Origin of the sequence: Dactylosporangium sp. NPDC051541 (genome assembly GCF_044454505.1) — a bacterium.
Lineage (GTDB): Bacteria > Actinomycetota > Actinomycetes > Mycobacteriales > Micromonosporaceae > Dactylosporangium.
In genome coordinates, this window is sequence record NZ_JBITDU010000006.1 from 151,840 (window position 1) to 171,142 (window position 19,303).

The 19,303-nt window shown below is 70.2% G+C and carries 17 protein-coding genes; 7 read left to right on the forward strand and 10 right to left on the reverse strand.

From position 1 onward, the window contains the following. Positions 1-38: 38 nt before the first annotated feature. On the reverse strand, positions 39-674 hold the full coding sequence (locus ACIA8L_RS27250; protein WP_395909230.1) for a LuxR C-terminal-related transcriptional regulator: 636 nt from the start codon (positions 672-674) through the stop codon (positions 39-41). 174 nt (positions 675-848) lie between these two features. Between ACIA8L_RS27250 and ACIA8L_RS27255 the strand changes: the two genes are divergently transcribed. After that, a complete protein-coding gene (locus ACIA8L_RS27255; protein WP_395909231.1) occupies positions 849-1,184 on the forward strand; it encodes an MmcQ/YjbR family DNA-binding protein in 336 nt (111 codons plus the stop codon). On the opposite strand, the gene ACIA8L_RS27260 is transcribed toward ACIA8L_RS27255, so the two are convergent. Beyond that, the gene (locus ACIA8L_RS27260) at positions 1,157-2,428 is read right to left on the reverse strand and encodes an ATP-binding protein (protein WP_395909232.1); all 1,272 of its coding nucleotides are present in this window, start codon (positions 2,426-2,428) and stop codon (positions 1,157-1,159) included. The two genes, ACIA8L_RS27255 and ACIA8L_RS27260, sit on opposite strands and share 28 nt — an antisense overlap. A gap of 31 nt (positions 2,429-2,459) precedes the next feature. Further along, the gene (locus ACIA8L_RS27265) at positions 2,460-3,143 is read right to left on the reverse strand and encodes a sensor histidine kinase (RefSeq protein ID WP_395909233.1); all 684 of its coding nucleotides are present in this window, start codon (positions 3,141-3,143) and stop codon (positions 2,460-2,462) included. A 115-nt stretch (positions 3,144-3,258) separates the two neighbouring features. Between ACIA8L_RS27265 and ACIA8L_RS27270 the strand changes: the two genes are divergently transcribed. The 4 genes from ACIA8L_RS27270 (at position 3,259) to ACIA8L_RS27285 (ending at position 8,589) form a co-directional block, all read left to right on the forward strand. After that, positions 3,259-5,184 (forward strand): ATP-binding protein, encoded by a 1,926-nt coding sequence (locus ACIA8L_RS27270; protein WP_395909235.1) that lies wholly within the window; start codon positions 3,259-3,261, stop codon positions 5,182-5,184. Continuing rightward, entirely contained in the window at positions 5,181-5,888 is a 708-nt protein-coding gene (locus ACIA8L_RS27275; RefSeq protein ID WP_246655778.1) for a response regulator transcription factor, read from the forward strand. Before ACIA8L_RS27270 ends, ACIA8L_RS27275 begins: the two co-directional genes overlap by 4 nt. Positions 5,889-6,065: 177 nt before the next feature. Next, complete coding sequence (locus ACIA8L_RS27280; protein ID WP_395909237.1) at positions 6,066-6,794, forward strand: hydrolase; 729 nt, start codon at positions 6,066-6,068, stop codon at positions 6,792-6,794. 121 nt (positions 6,795-6,915) lie between these two features. Then, positions 6,916-8,589 carry an ATP-binding protein gene (locus tag ACIA8L_RS27285; protein ID WP_395909238.1) on the forward strand — a complete coding sequence of 558 codons (1,674 nt, stop codon included), beginning with the start codon at positions 6,916-6,918 and terminating at the stop codon, positions 8,587-8,589. Here ACIA8L_RS27285 and ACIA8L_RS27290 read toward each other — a convergent pair. From ACIA8L_RS27290 to ACIA8L_RS27315, 6 genes are all read right to left on the reverse strand, one after another. After that, a complete protein-coding gene (locus tag ACIA8L_RS27290) occupies positions 8,549-10,051 on the reverse strand; it encodes a glycosyltransferase (protein ID WP_395909239.1) in 1,503 nt (500 codons plus the stop codon). The two genes, ACIA8L_RS27285 and ACIA8L_RS27290, sit on opposite strands and share 41 nt — an antisense overlap. Continuing rightward, positions 10,048-11,178, reverse strand: a complete 1,131-nt coding sequence (locus tag ACIA8L_RS27295; protein WP_395909241.1) for a HEAT repeat domain-containing protein — start codon at positions 11,176-11,178, stop codon at positions 10,048-10,050. The genes ACIA8L_RS27290 and ACIA8L_RS27295 overlap by 4 nt, the downstream gene beginning before the upstream one ends. After that, positions 11,175-11,549: a response regulator transcription factor gene (locus ACIA8L_RS27300; RefSeq protein ID WP_395909243.1), complete on the reverse strand. Its 375-nt coding sequence runs from the start codon at positions 11,547-11,549 to the stop codon at positions 11,175-11,177. Before ACIA8L_RS27300 ends, ACIA8L_RS27295 begins: the two co-directional genes overlap by 4 nt. 110 nt (positions 11,550-11,659) lie before the next feature. Further along, complete coding sequence (locus ACIA8L_RS27305) at positions 11,660-12,340, reverse strand: SRPBCC family protein (RefSeq protein WP_395909245.1); 681 nt, start codon at positions 12,338-12,340, stop codon at positions 11,660-11,662. 135 nt (positions 12,341-12,475) lie between these two features. Continuing rightward, entirely contained in the window at positions 12,476-14,110 is a 1,635-nt protein-coding gene (locus ACIA8L_RS27310; protein WP_395909247.1) for a S8 family serine peptidase, read from the reverse strand. 292 nt (positions 14,111-14,402) lie between these two features. Next, the gene (locus ACIA8L_RS27315; protein WP_395909248.1) at positions 14,403-16,058 is read right to left on the reverse strand and encodes a DNRLRE domain-containing protein; all 1,656 of its coding nucleotides are present in this window, start codon (positions 16,056-16,058) and stop codon (positions 14,403-14,405) included. Between the two features lie 397 nt (positions 16,059-16,455). On the opposite strand from ACIA8L_RS27315, the gene ACIA8L_RS27320 reads away from it, so the two are divergent. Further along, positions 16,456-16,671 carry a hypothetical protein gene (locus ACIA8L_RS27320; RefSeq protein ID WP_395909249.1) on the forward strand — a complete coding sequence of 72 codons (216 nt, stop codon included), beginning with the start codon at positions 16,456-16,458 and terminating at the stop codon, positions 16,669-16,671. A 273-nt stretch (positions 16,672-16,944) separates the two neighbouring features. Here ACIA8L_RS27320 and ACIA8L_RS27325 read toward each other — a convergent pair whose 3' ends face one another. Continuing rightward, complete coding sequence (locus ACIA8L_RS27325) at positions 16,945-17,217, reverse strand: hypothetical protein (protein ID WP_395909251.1); 273 nt, start codon at positions 17,215-17,217, stop codon at positions 16,945-16,947. A gap of 172 nt (positions 17,218-17,389) precedes the next feature. On the opposite strand from ACIA8L_RS27325, the gene ACIA8L_RS27330 reads away from it, so the two are divergent. Continuing rightward, positions 17,390-18,916 carry a putative bifunctional diguanylate cyclase/phosphodiesterase gene (locus ACIA8L_RS27330; protein WP_395909253.1) on the forward strand — a complete coding sequence of 509 codons (1,527 nt, stop codon included), beginning with the start codon at positions 17,390-17,392 and terminating at the stop codon, positions 18,914-18,916. Positions 18,917-19,303: the final 387 nt, after the last annotated feature.

The following is a 19,303-nucleotide window of genomic DNA, read 5'->3' on the forward strand; positions in this document are numbered from 1 at the left end:
TCAGTCGGTCAGCCGGGTCAGTCGGCCGGCGTCTCTCTTCAAGCGGCGTCCGCCGACACCAGGAGGCCCTGGTTGACGGCGGCCATGAGCGCCTGTGAGCGGTTGTTGACGCGCAGCTTGCTGTACAGCCGCGACACGTACGTCTTCACGGTCGCCTCGGACACGGACAGGCGCTGGGCGATCGTCGGCAGCGACAGGCCGTCGCGCATCAGCGACAGCACCTCCTGCTCGCGCTGACTCAGCAGGCCGGTCTGGCCGCGGCGGCGGGACAGCGCGGCGGACAGGCCCGGCGCGGTGAACGAGTGCGGGGCGACGGCGGCGTGGCGGATCGCGGCCAGCACCGACGAGATCGGGGCGGCCTTGGTGACGTACGCGGACAGGCCCGCGTCCAGCGCCCGGTACAGCAGGTTGTCGTCGCTGACCGCGCTGAGCAGGACCACGCCCAGGTCGGGGCGGGCGAGGCGGAGCTTGCGGGCGAGCGAGATGCCGTCACCGCCGGCGAGTGAGGCGTCGATGGTGACGACCTCGGCCTCGGTCTCGGCGACGACGCGCTCGGCCTCGGCCGCGCTGCCGGCCTCGCCGACGAGGGTGATGTCGGGAACGGTGGCCACGACCCGGTTGAGACCGAGACGGAGAAGGACGTGTTCGTCGACGGCGACCAGTCGGATCGTCATCAAGGGCTCCTAGTGCGAGGGTGTGGCCGGGCGTTTTCGCTTGCCTGACCAGCGTCGCAGCGGGAGCGGTACCCCAGCTAGATGCTGCAATTGCCTTGCGCTCGTCGGCACCCGTGCTGCACCGGGCGACAATCGGACACCGGATGACACTCGTCCTGTTTTAGGCTCAAGCGCATGGCTGATCTGGTGACACGAGTGCGCGAGCTGTGTCTTGCGCGGCCGGGCGTGAGCGAGCACGTGAGCCACGGGACGCCGTTTTTCAAGCGCAAGGGCAAGGGTTTCCTGTACCTCTGGCCGGACGGACATCACCAGAACGCGTTCGCGCACCTGTGGTGTGCGGCGCCGGAGGGTGTGCAGGAGCTGCTCATCGCCCAGGACTCGCGGGTGTACTTCAAGCCGCCGTACGTGGGCCATCGGGGCTGGATCGGCATGGATCTGACCGCTCCGGACTGGGACGATGTCGAGGAGCGGATCGATACCGCCTACGAGACCAGTGCCAAGGCGACCTGATCGGCGGGTTTGGGGATCGTGATGCGCATGGTGGTACCCCCGCCGGGTGTTTCGTCTATGACCAACGCGGCGCCGTGGGCTTCCACGATCCGCTGACAGGTGGCCAGGCCGATGCCCGAGCCCTCGACGTCGCTGCGCAGCCGGGTGAACATCTCCAGAACCTTCGGGCGGTCCTCGGCCGGGATGCCGATGCCGTTGTCGGCGATGTTCAGCGTCCAGCCGGTCGGTGACTCCTCGGACGTGAGCGAGATGTGGCAATCGCGGGCGCGGTCGCGGAACTTGAGCGAGTTGCTCACGATGTTCTGGATGAGCACGCGCAACTGTGTCGCGTCGCCGACGACCTTCGGCAGCGGGCCGACCTCGACCACCGCCTGCGACGCCGCGATCGCCGTGCTGACGTCCTCGACGACGTTGCGGGCGACGGCCTCCAGGTTCACCTCGGTGAAGCTGGGGCGGCCGCCGAGCGAGGCGTGCGAGAGGACATCCTCGATCATGCGCCACATGCGGGTCGCCGAGGAGAGCGCCCGGTCGACGCAGCGTTTCCCGTCCGGGTCGGCGGCGACGGCCGGGATCTCGGACAGCATGGCGACAAAGCCGAGCACGCCGGTGAGCGGGTTCTTGAGGTCGTGGCTGACCTGGCCGGCGAAGTGCTGCAGCGAGGAGTTGGACCGCTGCAGCTCGCGGGACGTGCGGTGGACCTTGTCCAGGGCCTGCTCCAGCATTTGACTGTGCCGGTGCAGCTCGAGCACATCCAGTACCATCTTCGCCAGCTTGTCGAGTCCTTCACGCTGGTCCGGGGTCAGGTCGTGCGGCTTGTCGTCAAACACGCACAGCGTGCCGAGCACGTTCCCGTCGCGGTCGCGCAGCTGCGACGAGGCGTAGAAGCGCACTTCGTCGATCTCGCCGGTGACGAACGGGTTGTCGGCGAAGCGCGGGTCCTGGGTGGCGTCACGCACGACCACCGTCTCCGGCTCGACGATGCTGATCGCGCACATCGAGTCCTCGCGGGCGCACGCGTTCGCCGTGAACCCGAACGCCGCCATCTGCAGCTGCTGCGACGCCGAGATGATGTTCACGACGGCGTTCGGCACACCGCACACGTAGGCCGCGAGCTCGACCACGGACGGCAGGTCCGGCAGCGGCGGTCCACCGACGATCCCGTAGCCGGCCAGGGATTTGAGCCGCTCCTGCTCGTTGTCGGGAACCGGGAACGTGCGCGGTTTGATGACCGAAGGCGTGCTCATGCTGGCGACGTTAGGCGCACGAGGTTGCAGCTCACGGGAAACGGGCGGGAAGGGCTATCCGGACGGTCACTCCTGGCCGGTCGACGGACGTGACCATGGAGCCGCCGTGCCGGGCAGCGATCTCGCGGCCCAGCATGAGCGCCAGCGCACCGGTGCGGAACTCGCCGGGCTGCTCGGGGTGCGGGATGCGCATCGACAGCAGCCGTTCGGGGGTCAGGGCGGCTTCGGTGGGGGCGGAGATGACGATGTGCCAATGGCCGCCGGAGCAGTACGCCTCGATCTCGGCCGGCCCCGTGAGCGCGACGACCCGCACGGCCGTGTGGAAGAGCTCGTGCAGCAGCGTGCGATCGCCCAGCAGCTCGGGCCCGGGCTCGCAGCGAAGCGGGACATCGGGGAAGTCCAGGAGGTCGGCGACGCGCAACCGCACCCGGTCGAGGGGCGCCTCGGCCGTCTCGAGACTGCTCAGCAGCAGCAGGTCGGCCACGATCACCTGCATGTGCTCCGCGTTGCGCCGGATCACGCCGATCGCCTGCTGACGGTCGGCGGCGGTCAGCGGCAGGGAGTCGTCGGCCGTCTCCAGCATCGTGGCGAACGTGACGATCGACGTGAGCGGGGTGCGCAGCTCGTGCGACGCGACCCGGATGAACTCGGTGCGCAGCTGAGCCAGATCCGCCGTCGTCGAACGCTCGCCCGTGTCGGGTGTTTCGTCATTCATCAGCACCCGCTCGGTCCTCCGGAAACGTTACAGGACATGTCATTACATTGCGTAGGATATGTGTGTACCGACAGTAAGCGACGAATGCCGCATTCGCTGTCGGCCGAGGAGTGCTTTGCGAGGAGAGACCGACCGTCTGGTCGACACGAGCCTGATCGAAGGGGCCGTGGTCGACCTGGTGGTCCGTGCGTCGAACGCGGCCACTGCGGTGGACGCGCAGCGACTCGTGTCCGAGTTACGGACGTTCTCCGGCGTGCGCGCGGCCGACATCGTCCCCGCGCTGCTGCCCGTCGTCGGCGACCTCGACCTGCTGGAGCGGCTGCCCGTCGGGCCGGCGCAGTGGGGCCAGGAGCTGCGGGTCGAGTTCAGCGCCGAGCCGGCCCGGGCCGAGCTGCTCGTGGCCGCGTCCGAGATCGCGGCCGCGGCCGACCGGGTCCTGACGGTGCCGTGCCGGGCCGTGCCGCCCCCGCCGATGCTCGGCTCGCCGCTGGCCTGGGCGATCACCGCCGGCGCCCGCGCGATGATCCTGTGCATCGAGCCGGGCCGCGGCTGGAGCGCACTGTCCGACTCGTTCACCAACTCCCTCGGATACGACCGGCACCACCCGCCCGACTTCCGGCTCCTCGACATCGTCCACCCCGACGACCGCCCCGCGGCCATCGGCCTGTTCCTGGCCAGCTGCGCCGGGCGGCCCCCGGAGCACGCGGTCGACCTGCGGGTGTGCACGGTCAAGGGCCGCTGGCGCACGATCGAGATCGGCGCCCGCAGCTTCGTCGACGACCCCGACGTCGGCGCGGTCGTCTTCTTCGGCCTCGACGTCACCGCCCAGCGCGACGCCGAGCGGACCGCCCGCATCGAGCAGCAGCGCCTGGCCCGCCTCGTCGAGACGATGGACGACGGCCTGCTGATGCTCGACGAGGACGGCAACGTCTGCCTGGCCAACCGGGCCGCGCACCGGCTGCTGGACACCGGCGTGCTCGACGTGAGCCCCGAGCACGACCCCGACGACGCCGAACCGCTGGACTGGCACCAGGTCATCGCCCGGACCATCCATCGGCTCGGGACCGAGTCGGGCCGCATCGAGCGGCTGCGCGCCGGGTTCCGCTCGCGCCGGGCCGTGATCGGGGAAGAAATGCCGTTCGAGGACGGGCGGGTCCTGGAGCTGGACCTCGTCCCCGTCACGGGACCGGCCGGCCCAGGAGGTACCGATGGAGGAACGCTCATCCACCTTCGGGACGTCACCTCCCGGGTCGCCGTGCGCCGGGGACTGGAAGAGCGCAGCCGGGGGCTCGAGGAGCGCAATCAGGCACTGGTGGAGGCGACGGCGCTCAACAACGAGTTCATCGCCAGCGTCTCCCACGAGCTGCGCGGGCCGCTGTCGTCGGTGGTCGCGTTCTCGCACCTGCTCGGCGACAGCTCCAGCGGGGCGCTGTCGGAGGACCAGCAGACGTACCTCTCCGTCATCGACCGCAACGCCAACCGCCTCCTGCGCCTCATCGAGGACCTGCTCCTGCTGTCCCGGCTGGAGGCCCGCACGCTACAGCTCAAACCGATGCCCACCCGGCTGCCGGAGCTGCTCCACGTGGCCGTGGCCGAGCGCACGCCCACCGCCCAGGCGGCCGGCATCGACCTGCTGCTGGAATGCCTGGAAGGCCCCGAGATCGTCTGCGACGACACCCGGATCCACCAGGTCGTGGACAACCTCGTCAGCAACGCGGTGAAGTTCACGCCCAGCGGTGGCCGGGTCACCGTGAAGGCCTGGCCCGGGCGCGACGGCGAAGGCTGGAGCGTCGCCGTCGCCGACTCCGGGGTCGGCATCCCGGCCGCGGACCTACCGCGGCTGTTCAGCGCGTTTTTCCGCGGTTCCAACGTGACCGCGGCGGTCGGGCGGCAAGTCATGCCCGGCACGGGACTCGGGCTGGTCGTCAGCCGGGCCATCGTCGAGTTACACGGCGGCAGCATCAGCGTCGCCAGCACTGAAGGGGTCGGCACGACGGTCACGCTGTCGTTGCCCACGCGACCGGCACGAAATGGGGGATGATCGTGAGCCGACTTCTCGTCGTCGAGGACGATCCGGATATCGCCATGGCGCTTCGCCTGCTCCTCACGCGGGCGGGGCATCAGGTCGCGCATGCGAAGGACGGCCGGACCGGCCTGCGGGACGCGTACACCGAGCGCCCGGAGCTGGTGATCCTCGACATCGGCTTGCCGGGGATGGACGGCTGGCAGGTGCTGGAGCGGCTGCGTGACGTCAGTGACGTGCCGGTGCTGCTGCTCACCGCGCACGGCCAGGAGTCGGACAAGGTCCGCGGCCTGCGCGGCGGGGCCGACGACTACCTGACCAAGCCGTTCACCAACGCCGAGCTCGTCGCTCGGGTCGAGGCGCTCCTGCGGCGGTCGGCCGGTCCGGCGTCGTGGGCCGACGAGGTGTACGACGACGGCGTCCTGCGCATCGATCCGGCGGCCCGCCGGACGTTCGTTGCCGGCGACGAGGTGCGGCTCACGCCGACCGAGTTCCGGCTGCTCAACGTGCTCGTGCGGCATGCGGGGGCGGTGCTGTCGCCGAACCAGCTGCTCGCGCAGGCCTGGGACGACCCGACCGGCATCGGCCCGGAGCGCGTGAAGTTCGCCGTCCTGCGACTGCGGCGCAAGCTCGGCTGGACCGACCCCGACGCGTCACCGATCGAATCCGTCAGAGGCTTCGGTTATCGGTACCGCCGGCCGGTCATGGATCGCGCGGAGTGACGCTGTTCCGATATGTCGGGCGCTGCGCGCCCCGCTGCGCTCGACATGTCGGAGGCTGGAGTGTCGGGCGTCTCGGGCGGTCGAACCGAGCCGCAACTGGGTGGGAACGGTCATCGCGACCAATCGTGGCGAACCTGAAATGGTCCCGCCACGCAGACCCACGAAATGAGTGCCTCGATGATCGACCTCTCCGTTGACGGCCACGTCCACACCGCGTTCTCGTCCGGGCGCGACAGCGTCTCCGTGCTTGTCGCCGCGGCCGAGCAGGCCGGCCTGGCGGAGCTGACGTTCGCCGACCGGGTGGGGCCGGACACCAGCTGGCTGCCGCCGTACCTCTCGTCGATCCAGCGGGCCCAGCAGCGCACCGACATCACGCTGCGGCGCGGGGTCGAGGTCGAGGCGATCGGGATCGACGGCTGGCTGGCGTTCCCGTCCGACCTCAACGGGCTCGAGGTCATCTCGGTCGCGTTCAACCGGCTGCCGCTGCCGGCCGGGCTGCTCAGCCCCGACGCCGTGCGGGCCCAGATCGAGTCCGGTGCGATGCGCGCGCTCGACGTCATCGACCAGGTCGTCACCGTCACCGGGCTGGCCGTCGAGCGGGTCTCCCGGTATGCCCCGACCCGGCTCGCCCGGCCGCTGGACTTCCTGACCCGCTCCGGGATCGACGAGGCCGCGGTGCCGGACTCGGCCCTCGCCGAACTGGTCGCGGCCTGCCGGACCAACGGCACCGTCGTCGAGATCAGCGAGCGGCACCGGCTGCCCGGGCTGCGGCTCGTGCAGGCGTGCGTCGACGCGGGCGTGCGGCTCGTGGCGGCCAGCGACGCGGTGCGGGCCGGCGAGGTCGGCGCCTACCGGTACGTGCGCGAGCTGTCCGCCGCCGCCGTCCCCGCCTCGGTCACCGCCTGAGTACCACCTGGGGCTTCGCTTCCGGGGGCCTGGACTTCGTTTGAGGTGCGGCTCCGAGTGGACCCGCCGTCGTTGCCCGAAACGGGTCAAGGGCGGCGGGTCCGGCATTTAGGATCAAGGTGTGCCGAAGGATCGCGAACTCGTCCTCGTCTCCCTCCTGCAGGAGGCGACGAGGATCGCGAACGAAGCCGACGACATCCGGGACGCCGGGCTCCCCGTGATCACGGCTGTGTGCGCGGCGACGGGGTGGCCCGTGGGCCATCTCTGCCTGCCGGACGAGCGGGACCGCCGGGTGTTCGTGTCCACCGACGTGTGGCACGAGGAGATCGCCGGCGAGTTCGCCGAGCTGCGTAAGGCCAGCGAGGACGTGCGGTTTCCGCTCGGCGCCGGGATCGTCGGGCGGGCGGCGAAGACCGGGCGGCCGCAGTGGATCGCCGACGTGAGCGACGAGCCGATGTTGGTGCGCCCGCTGGTGAACTGTGTCGGCTCCGCCATCGCCTTCCCCATCACCGGGCGCGGGATCGTCGCCGCGGTGCTCGAGTTCTTCACCCGGGAGCCGGTCACGCCCGACCCGGGGCTGCTGGAGATCATGGCCGACGTCGGCATCCAGCTCGGCCGGGTCGCCGACCGGATGGCCGCGCGGCAGGCGCTGCTGTTCGGCTCGCAGCGGCTGGAGCGCATCCTCGACAGCTGCGTCGAGGCGTTCGTCTCCATGGACGAGGGCGGCATGATCACCTCCTGGAACGCGGCCGCCGAGAAGGTGTTCGGCCTGTCCAAGGAGGAGGCGATCGGCCGGCGGCTGGCGGACACGATCGTGCCGCCGCAGTACCGGGAAGCCCATCATCTCGGCGTCGGGCGCTTCCTGACGACGGGCGAGAAGCGGGTCCTGGACAACCGGATCGAGATCACCGGGTGGCACGCCAACGGCTACGAGTTTCCGGTCGAGCTCGCCACCTGGGCCGTGCAGGACCCGATGATGGGCTGGACGTTCAACGCGTTCGTGCACGACATCACCGACCGCAAGCGGACCGAGGACGCGCTGCGCCACGCCTATGAGCACGAGCGCGAGGCCGTCACCCGGCTGCGCGAGCTCGACGTGGCCAAGAGCGACTTCGTGGCCACCGTGTCGCACGAGTTTCGCACGCCGCTGACCAACGTGATCGGCCACCTCGAGGTGCTCACCTCCGGCGACGCCGGCCCGCTCACCGCCGCGCAGACGCGCATGCTCGGCGTCATCGGCCGCAACTCCGACCGGCTGCGCGCGCTCATCGAGGACCTGCTCACCATCTCCAAGGTGGAGGCCGGCGTCTTCGACCTGGAGCTGCGCCCGACCGACCTGCAGGAGGTCCTCACGGCCGCCTGCGCCACCGTCGAGCCGCGGGCCAAGCGCCGCGGCCACCGGCTCGTCCTGGCCGTCGAGGGCCAGCTCGGCACCGTCGAGGCCGACCCCGAGCAGCTGCAGCGGGCCCTGTCCAACCTGCTCACCAACGGTGTGAACTTCACGCCCGACGGCGGTCTGGTCGAGCTCACCGCGCGCATCGACGACGACCACGTCGAGATCAAGGTGCGCGACAACGGTGTCGGTATCGACACGGACGAACAGCCACAGCTGTTCACCCGCTTCTTCCGCGGCACGTTCGCGGTGCGCGAGGCGGTGCAGGGCGCCGGCCTCGGCCTGGCCATCACGAAGACGATCGTCGAGGGGCACGGCGGCGAGATCGCCGTGGCGAGCGACGTCGGCCACGGCACGACGTTCACGATCCGGATTCCGCGCGAACGTCCTCTCTGGCTTTGAGCGGCTCCTCGGCCACGTGTTCAAACGGCTGCGTCTGTACTGTCTGAAAGCCCGTCCGCGTCATCTCGCCCCAGACGTGCTTGCCACCCCGGATCGCCGACCACATGCCCATGACCCGCCACAGCGCGGTCAGCTGGCGATAGCCGACGTTCTCCAGGATCGAGGCCAGGACCGAGGCGACCAGGTCCGTCCAGCGGTGGTAGCGGTGGAACGAGTACTCCTCGACCGTCAGCGCGATCAGGTTGAGCAGCAGGGCGTAGCCGTAGGCCACGGCGATGTAGACGAGCGCCAGGCCCGTGTCGATCGCGCCCACATAGAGGCCGAGCGGGATCAGGATGACGCCGGCCAGCTCGATCAGCGGGGCGAGCAGTTCGAAGAACACGTAGTACGGCATGGAGACGAGGCCGATGCGACCGTACCGCGGATTGAAGATCATGCTCTTGTGCTTGCTGAGGATCTCCGTGATGCCGCGGTGCCAGCGGCGGCGTTGCTTGCCGAGCACCTTCAGGGTGCTGGGGGCCTCGCTCCAGGAGACGGGCTCGGCCACGAACACGATGCGGTAGTCCCGCTTCTGCCGCCGCAGGTGCTTGTGCAGGCGGACCACCAGCTCGGCGTCCTCGCCGATGCAGTCGTGCGCCAGGCCGCCGACCTCGATGAGCAGGGAGCGGCGGAAGATGCCGAACGCGCCGGAGATGATGAGCAGGCCGCCGACGCGCGACCAGCCGGTGCGGCCCAGCAGGAACGCGCGGAGGTACTCCACCACCTGCACCCGCGGCAGCCAGCACCTCGGCATCTTCACGTCGACGATACGACCGGCCACGACCGTGCAGCCGTTGGCGACGCGGATGACGCCACCGGACGCGGCGGTGCGCACGGGATCGTCGGCGAACGGCTTCGCCACCGACAGCAGCGCCTGCGGGTCGAGGATGGAGTCGGCGTCGACCATGCACACCAAGGGATGCCGGGCGACGTTGATGCCGGTGTTGAGGGCGTCGGTCTTGCCGCCGTTCTCCTTGCGCACCACCACGAGCGGGTCCGGCCGCTCCTTCGGCACGTGGATGGAGACGATGCCGCCGCGGGTCGGGGTGTGGTCGGGGACCACGCGCGGGACCTCGACCAGGCCGTACTCCTCCCGCAGGCGCTCGAACGTGTCGTCGCTGGAGCCGTCGTCGATGACGATGACCTCGAAGACCGGATAGCGCAGCGCGAGCATGGCCTGCACCGACTGCACGATGCCGGCCGACTCGTTGTAGGCGGGAACCAGTACCGAGACCGGCTCGGTCAACGGGCTGCGGTAGGTCTCCTCGTGGCCGGCGAACGGCACCCGGCGCAGGTGGCGCACGAACTCGGCGGTGGCCAGCACGATCAGGACCAGGTAGCTGCTGTTGATGAGCAGGAAGTAGACGAGGATGAAGACGTCCGTCACGGTCAGGACGTCGATGACCCATTCCCTCGGTATCACGTCACCGGCTGCTTTCGGTTGGCGTCGATGTCGGCGGCGGCCAGCGCCTCGCGGGCGTGGGCGGCGCTGAGCACGATGTCGGGGTCCGGCTCATCGTCGGGTTCGGCGCTGTGGCGGGGGCGCACGTGGACCCGGTGCTCGGCGGCGACGAGCGCGGCCCGGCCGGAGTTGCCCAGGCGCAGCAGGGAGCGGGCGGCGTTGTGGGCGACCTCGTAGTCGGGGTCGGCCAGCAGGCCCGTGAGCGGCGCGGCGGCACTGACGGCACCGAGTTCGCCCAGGGCCTTGGCCGCCTCCGCACGCAGTACCCCCGGATGCTGTGGCTCTAATGCATCGATCAGTGGGGCCAATGCCGTCCGGGTGCCGAGGCGACCGAGGGTGCGGGCGGCGGCGACGCGCACCTCGACCACCGGATCGGCCCGCAGCGCGCTCTCCACGCGCACGGTCGCACCGGCGGCGCCGATCAGACCGAGGACCTCGGCGGCGCAGGCCCGCACGGGGGAGCGGGGATCGTCAAGCGCGGCGAGGAGGGCGTTCGTAGCGGCGGTACCCAGGCGGGTCAATGCGGTGGCCACGACCTGACTCGGCACGGTCCGGCGGCTGGGCAGCGTGGCCAGCAGCGGCTGCGTCGCTCCGGCGTCACCGATGCGGCCGAGCGAACGGGCCGCGACCACGCGCACGTCGGGATCGGGGTCGCCGAGCAGGTCGCACAGGGGTAGCAGGGCGTCCTTGCGGCCCAGGTTGCCCAGCACCTCCGCGGCCAGCGCCCGGGCCACCGGATCGCGCCGCTTGAGCTGGCTGCGGGCCCGCCAGGCGGCCCCCCGGCGCTCGAAGACATCGACCAGCGCGGTGTGCGCCTCGCCGCGAACCTTGCCCAGCAGCGCGATCGCGCTCGGCTCGACCGCGAGCCACACCTCGTCGGGCAGGCGCACCAGTTCATCGATCTGCTCGGGTTCGTCGTCGCCGGCGGCGATGGCCAGCAGCAGCTGCCGGGCCGGCTTGGCGAGCTGGGTCCGTCTGGCCTCGCGGGCCCGGCGTACCGTGCGCCCGCCGACGATGAGGCCACCGAAGACGAGCGCGGCGAAGATCAGGATGATCAGCGCCACCAGCGCGGCGCCGGCCAGGGTCACGCCCGCATGCGGGCCAGGACCGCCTCGACCCGGCTCACCAACTCCCGCGGGCTGAAGGGTTTGACGATGTAGTCGTCCGCGCCGGCGCCGAAGCCGACCTCGACGTCGCCCTCCTGGGCGCGCGCGGTGAGCAGGATGATCGGCAGCGCCTTGGTGCCCTGCTCCTGGCGAAGCTGGCGGCAGACGTCGATGCCCGACATGCCCGGCATCATGACGTCGAGCACGACGAGGTCCGGGGGGTTCTCGGTGGCCGCGGTGAGCGCGGCCAGGCCGTTGTCCACCGCCACGACGTCGTAGCCCGCCTGCTCGAGCTTGAACGCGACGAGGTCGCGGATGTCCATGTCGTCGTCGGCGACCAGGATCGCGGTCATACCCTCGATTTTATGCGCCATTCGTGAGGGATATCCGAAATATGCGGAAAGGGCGCCAGCCCTTCGGCCGGCGCCCCTTCGTTTCGCACAGAGCGGTTTGACGCGGTGGTTCAGAGCGGTTGCTGCGGTGGTACTGGACGTGCGCGCGACGCCCGCTCCGTCGTGTGATGGCCACCGAGGTTGCCGCCGCTGGGTGTCGGCTGCGCGGGTCGCTCATTGCTCGCGTGCGCGGGCCGCTCACCGCTCATGTGCGCGGGTCGCTCACTGCTCGCCGGCGCGATGCCGCGGGCCGTCTTGGCGCCCGGCATGTTGGCCGGCGACGGCTTGATCTCGCGGGTCTTCATGGTGCTTTCGGCGGCCTTCGGGAGGCTTCCGATAGCGGACTCCTCGCAGAATCGCTTGAAGCCCTTCAGGTCGGCCTTCAGGCGGCGGTTGAGGACCTCGACGGCGTGCTCCTCGGCCGGCATCAGCTCGCGCGCGTCGATCTGCAGCTCGGCGATGACCCGCGTCATGTCCCCGGCCATGGGCTCCAGCCGCAGCGCCTCGATGACCTGCGGGCCGTCCATCGCCTCCCAGCACAGGAACTCGTCCGTGCGGCTCTCGGTGATCCGGGCGTCGAACTCGGCCCGGGTGCCCCCGATGTCGAGCACCATGTGGGCGGTGGAGGCGTCGATCGGCGCCATGCTCATCACGCCGGACATGAACTGCGGATAGTTCTCGAAGTGGGTGAGCTGCTCGTAGGCCACTGCCACCGGTACGGCCACCTCGATCGAATCTCTGGCGGTGCTCATGGTGGTCCCCCTTGCCTCGTTGACTGACCACACCGTACGGCCGTTACGACCGGGTTGAGGGGGATTTGTGAGAATGCTTTGCACGCGAAAACCCCCGCCGGTGACCGACGGGGGCTCTCATCGTTCGGTTGTGGCTCAGACGTTCAGGGTCCAGCCGGTCAGGGTGCCGGCGTCGCCCGCGAAGACGTCCTTGACCTGCAGCGTCCAGGTGCCGTTGCGCAGCTCGGAGGACAGGTCCACCGTGTAGGTCGCGGTACCGAAGGCCACGTCGTCAGCGGCGATCGAGCTCTTGACCTTGTAGTCGGTGCCGTCCGGGGCGATCAGGTCGATGCGCAGGTCGCCACGGTCGGCGTGGTTGATCGCGACCTTGACGGTGGCGGTCTTGGAGCCGGTGCCGGCGCAGTTGTTCACGACCAGCTTGCTGGTGACGGTGGCGCGGTCGGCGATCGCGACCGGGGTGGCGCTGACGGCCGGAGTGCAGGTGGCCGGGGTGCTCGGCGTGGTCGGCGTGGCCGGGGCGGTGACCGGCGTGGCCGGCGTGGTGACCGGCGTGGCCGGGGTGGCCGGGGTGGCCGGCGCGGCGTTGTTGAACGAGGTGGTGTTCAGCAGCTTGTTCGGCGAGCCGGAGTTCGCGTTCTTCACGACGCCGTTGGTGGCGGCGTTGACCAGCGCGTCACGGACCTGCGCCGGGGTGGCGGTCGGGTGACCGGCCAGGTACAGCGCGGCCGCACCGGTGACCTCCGGGGTGGCCATGGAGGTGCCGCTCATCTTCTGGGTGCCGGTGTTGCTGGCGTTGGAGCTGGACGTGATGTTCACGCCCGGGGCGAAGATGTCGAGGCAGCTGCCGTAGTTCGAGAAGCTCGCGCGGGTGTCGTTGGCGTCGGTGGCGCCGACGGTGATCGCCTCCGGCAGCCGGGCCGGGGACTTGGTGCAGGCCGCGGCCGAGTCGTTGCCGCCGGCGACCGCGTAGGTCACGCCGGCCGCGATCGACTTCTTGACCGCGTTGTCCATCGTGGCGCCCGCGGCCCCGCCGAGGCTCATGTTGGCCACGGCCGGCTTGACGGCGTTCTTGGTCACCCAGTCGACGCCGGCGATGATCTGCGAGTAGGAGCCGCCGCCGTTGCAGTCGAGCACGCGCACGGCGACCATCTTGACGTCCTTGGCCACGCCGTAGGTCTTACCACCGACGGTGCCGGCGACGTGGGTGCCGTGGCCCTGGCAGTCCGTGGCGTCCGCGTCGTTGTCGACGAAGTCGTAGCCGGACTTGACGCGGCCCGCGTACTCCGAGTGCGTCATGCGCACGCCGGTGTCGATGATGTAGGCGGTGACGTTGCTGGCCGGGCCGTAGGTGTACTTGGCGTCCAGCGGCAGCGCCGCCTGGTCGATGCGGTCCAGGCCCCACGTGGCGGAGGTCTGCGTCGACTCGATCTGCACGCGGCGGTCCTGCTCCACGTACGAGACGGCCGGGTCGGCGGCCAAGCGGCGAGCGGCGTCGGCGCTCATGTGGCCGGAGAACCCGCGCACGGCGGTGTCGAACCGGTCCTCGATCTTCCCGCCGACCTTGCCGGCGAGGGCGTCCGAGGTCGTCGTGCTGCCGTCCTTCATGACCACGATGTACTGGTCCTTGAGGGCGCCGGGGGCGTCGACGTTCTGAATGCTCCCCATGGCCGGGCCCGCGTAAGCGGTCGAGCCGAAGGAGAACGCGGTCGCGGCGGCGGCGGTGCCGAGGACGAATCCGGTAATGGCGCGGCGGGCGATGTTCTTCGTCATTATGTCTGCATCCCTTTACGGTAGCCGGCATATGTCGCGTCATGAGACAGGCCGTGATATGTGGTCATTTCTTGGTGTTGCATTTCCTTGCTGAAATAAGATTGCCGGGCCACGGTGGTTGCTCCGGGACCCTTGAAGTTGCAGGCCGGTTGTCCCGCTTCCCTTTCGCGCTCGGCCCTCCAAGTTGCGAACGGTTGCTGAACGGGTCGCTTTTCTGGGAATGGCGAAGGCCGCCAGGACTGGGTCCTGACGGCCTTCGCTCACCGGGGGGAACCGGGTGTTGCGGTCGGTGTTACAGCTTCACGTTGAACCGCGGGTCGGCGGCGATCTTCTGGAAGCCGGCGAGCGCCTCCGGGGTGTCGTCCATGCGGATGTCGTGGCCGCTCTGGTCCTTGGCGGTCTCGAAGTACACGAGGCCCTTGATCTGCGGCATCTTGGCGAGCTGCGGGAGCACGGTGGCGTACACGGCGGCCTTGTTCTTGCCCTGGACGACCTTCGACGAGTCGTAGACGCCCCACTCGGCGACCATGATCGGCTTGCTCGGGTGCTTCGTGGTGGCCCAGGTGTAGAAGCCCGGGAACTTCGGGTCGTTGGTGCGGTTCATCAGGTAGTTGAAGTCGCCGTAGTGGAACGCGCCCGGCTCGGCGTTGTTGTACGTGTCCACGCCGACCCAGTCCACGACGTCGTCACCCGGGTACAGGTCGCCCCACCAGGAGGTGTTGTTCCACTTCTCGTAGTTCATGTACGCGACGGTGAACACGGCGTTGGTGACGCCGTCGGCCTTCAGGCGCAGCGCGGTGTGGCGGAACATGGCCGCGAAGTCCTTGGCGGTCTGGCCCGAGCCGGCCGTCGGGTTGACGTCGTTCTCCGGCTCGTGGTGCAGCACCAGGAAGAACGGCTTGTTGGCGAAGTTGGCCTTCAGGTAGGCGGCGGCCTTGTCGATGCGGGCGTCCTGGGCGCCGGCGGCGACCTTGGCCCACGTGGTGCCGTAGCCGACCTTCCAGTTCAGCATCAGGGTGCGCGGGTGCGCCGGGTCGTTGGTCATGGCGATCTCGTCCTTGGTCGGCCAGACCTCGTCACCCTTGTGGTAGGTGTGGTAGATCGCCGACGTGCGGCCGCTCTTGGTCTCGAACGTCTTCAGGGCCTCGTCGCGCGGCACGTCGGAGAAGCCGCCGGCGGCCGCGCCCCACAGGACGCCGCAGGACGGGACGAGCTTGGCGTCCACCTTGCACTCGGCCGGGGTGGTGACCGGCTTGGTCGGCGTGGTGGTCACCGGCGTGGACGGCGTGGTCGTCACCGGCTTGGTCGGCGTCGTCACCGGCTTGGTGGGCTTGACGTCCTCCACCGGCTTGGTCACGACCGGGCGGGCCACGGTCACGTCCAGGGCCGGCTGGCCCGCGGGGGCCTCGGCCGACTTGAAGCGGGCCGGGCTGTTCGCGACCGACGAGGTGACGGCGAACGTGTAGGTGCCGGCACCCTTGACGACCGAGCTGACGTCGAACGTCACCGCGGTGGCGGTGGCGGCCGGCTTCGCGACGGCGACCGAGGCGCCCAGCTTCGGCGCGTTCTTGCCGGTGATGGCCTTCTCGGTCCACGCGCTGTCCGCGACGCGGCTCAGCGTGATCGAGGCCGGCAGGTCCTTCGAGTCGCGGGTCAGGGTCACCTTGGCGCTCTTCACCGAGGTGCCGGTGCCGAGCGGGCCGACCTGGAACTTCAGGAACCCGACCATCGTGTCCCCGGCCTGGCGGCCGGCGGTCAGCGTGGGGGCGAGGCCGAAGTTGTACGTCGGGCGGGTGCTGGAGCTGTAGCTGTCCTCCGCGGCGCCCGAGCGCACGACGTCGGTCGTCTCCGCAGCGGCGGCAACGCCACTGTGGATCGTGGTGCCGGCTCCGGCACCGATGGCGAGCGCGGCGATCGGCATGAATTTGCGGGCGTAACGGCGGATCATCTATTCAAAGCCCTTCCGTGGCTGGCGAAATCCTGTGGAGCGGTTTTGCATCCGGCGTTGTCATCCGGACCTCCACAAGATTCGGCAGTCGGGGTTACACCCCCGGTTCGCCGGAAGTTGCCGTTCGGGTGTCTGCCATCCGGCCCGTTGTGCGCACTGTCTTTCCTCCCGCGGGCGGGGCGCATGGTGTCGAAAAGTTGCGGGGTGGGTATGTGAGCTGCCCCAGTGATGCATCAGACGAACGGACAGAAGTGGCAACCGACCCGCGACTCAACGCAACGCTTCTGAACTAGGCGCGCAAATGCGGCGAACGTAATGTTGGTCGGGTAAGCCGCAAGCCACGGAAATGCCGCAAATCGGACTTCCGCCCACCCGTCCCGACCTCGAGGAGACTGAGATGACCCCGATGCTGATCTCGCGCCCGGCCGTTGAGTCCGTCCCCGAGCTCGTGGGGGAGCGCTGCGACAGCTGCGGCGCCGCGGCGAAGGCGGTCGTGACCTTCGGCAGCGCCGGCGACCTGGCGTTCTGCGGGCACCACGCGAAGAAGTTCGCCGACCGGATCTCGGCCACCGCGGACAAGGTCGTCGTCGAGCAGGGGTTCGACTGGCGGTAGATCTCTTGGACACAGAAGCGGGGCGCCTCTTGGCGCCCCGCTTTTTTGTGCCCTACGGCCTTGCGCCGCGCTCTTCTGGTCTCGTGCTGGGGATCTCTTGACGTGCGATGTGTCGGGCGCTGGGCGTGCGATATGTCGGGCGCTGGGCGGCGATATGTCGGGCGCTTCGCGCCGCGCTTCGCTCGACATATCGTATTTATACCCTGACGGGGTATAAGTCGGAAATGTCGGGTTAGCGGGGCGCCCGACATTTCGTTTCCGCAGGTGAGGCGGTTAGGGGAGGTCGCGGCCGAAGAGGGCGGCTATGCGGCGTTGCCAGGCGGGCAGGATGCGGGGCGGGCGGTCGGCGGTGTGGTTCCGCGTGCGGCCGTTTCCGTGCGGGGAGTGGCTGTGCGGGGAGTGGTCGTGGGCGGCGTCGTTGTGGGGGGAGCGGCTGTGGGCGGCGTGGCTGTGGGGGGCGTGGGCGTGCGGCTTGTGTGGCTGGTTCTCGGTGTGCTCCGGGACGCCCGGGATGCGGTGTAGCAGGCGGTGCATGGTGTCGCGCATGGCTGGCCTCCGTAAACGTACGTCGTACTACTTAACGTATGGTGTACGTCTTACAGGTTAGACGTACGCTGTACGTCTCGTCAACGGCGCTGGACGGGGCTGTGTAGCGTGCGCTTCAGCGTGTTGTCCGTTATGGGGGAAATATCGGACATTTGCCGGATAGCATGCCGGTGTGCGCCGCAAGCCGAGTCCGCTGCCTCGGCGGTCCTCGTTCGTGGGCCGCGAGACGGGGCTGCTTGTGGCCGTTTGGGTCGCCGGGGCCGCTTTTTTGGCGGTGGTACCGGCACTGCTCCGGCAGTTCTCATCCCTCCTGGCCGGGCTCGTCGGGCTGACCGCGGCTGTGGTCGCCCTGATGCTGGTCCGCGCGCGGTCGCGGCGGCTGGCCTCCTCGCTCGCACAGTCCTCGGCGCATCAGCGCGGGCTCGAGCGGGCCCTGCGGGAGCGGGCGACCCGGGACTCGGTGACGGGGCTGGCCAACCGGGCGATGCTGACCGCCGTGCTCGACGGGCCCGGGCGGGGAGAGCTGACCGTGATCCTCGTGGACCTGGACGGGTTCGGCGAGATCAACGCCGAACTTGGGCACGTCGCCGGGGACGAGCTGCTCACGGAGGTGGCCCGGCGGCTGCGGGGCGCGCTGCCCACCGCCGACCTGCTGGCCCGGCACGGCGACGACGAGTTCGCGGCCGTGTGGCGCGGTGCGGCGCCGGTCGGGGCGGCGGAGCGGGTCCTGGCGCGGCTCCGGCCGGCGTACCGGGTGGGCGAGCGCACCGTACACCTCACCGGCAGTGCGGGTGTGGTCGTGGTCGATGGGCGGCGCGGCTCGGCCGAGGTGCTGCGGGACGCGGGGCTGGCCCTGCAGGCGGCCAAGGGCGGCGGCAAGGACCGGATCGTGCGGTTCGAGGCCGGCCTGCGCACGGCCGCGGACCGGCAGCGGGAGCTGGCCACCGGGCTGCGGCGGGCGCTGCGCGAGGGTGAGCTGGACGTGCACTACCAGCCGGTCGTACGCCTGGCCGACGGGCGCATCACCGCCGTCGAGGCGCTGCTGCGCTGGTTCCCGCCGGGCGCCGAGGCCATTCCGCCGGGCGTGTTCATCCCCGTCGCCGAGGCCACCGGCTTCATCGTGCCGCTGGGCTGGTGGGTGCTGGAGCGGGCGTGCGCGCAGGCGCGGCCGTGGCACGAGCGGGACGGGATCAGCCTCACCGTCAACGTCGCCGCCCATCAGCTGCGCGAGGCCGACTTCGTGGACCGGGTCCGGGCCGCGCTGGCCTCGAGCGGGCTGCCGGCGACCGCGCTGGTGCTGGAGGTCACCGAGAGCACCCTGGTCGCGGACGCCGAGTCGACCGCGCGGCTCGACACGCTGCGCGCGGACGGGGTGCGGGTGGCGATCGACGACTTCGGCACCGGGTACTCCTCCCTCGCCTACCTCGTCCACCTCCCCGTCGACGTGCTGAAGATCGACCGCACCTTCCTGGCCACCGCCGTCGACACCACGCTCATGCGGGCGATCCTGCAGCTGGCCGGGGGTCTTTCGCTGCAGACGGTCGCCGAGGGGGTCGAGACGGAGGACCAGGCGACGGCGCTGCGGGCGCTCGGGTGCGAGCACGCGCAGGGCTTCCTGTTCTCCCGCCCGGTGCCGTCGGCCGACCTGGACGCGCTGCTGTCGGGCCGCCTCGAGTTCGGAGCCGCCCGCGCCCACTGAGGGCCGTGTGCTGGGTTGGTCAGGCCGCTTCGAGTTTGGTGGAGCGGCGCGGGCGCGGTAGGGGGGCCGGCCACTCCTCAGGAGGGCCCGGTTTGGCGCCCTCGGCGATGGTCAGCGGTGGTGCGGCGATGCGAGCGCGGCGCGGCGCGGCGATGCGAGCGTGAAACGGCAAACGTGAGCGTGGCACCACGATGCGCATGCGGCGGCGCGGTAGGGCGCCGTGCGCTGCGAGCGCGAAAACGGCGATGCGAGCGCGAAACGGCAACGCGAGCGCGGCGCGGCGCGGTGGGCGCCGTGTGCTGGGTTGGTCAGGCCGCTTCGAGTTTGGTGGAGCGGCGCGGGCGCGGTAGGGGGGCCGGCCACTCCTCAGGAGGGCCCGGTTTGGCG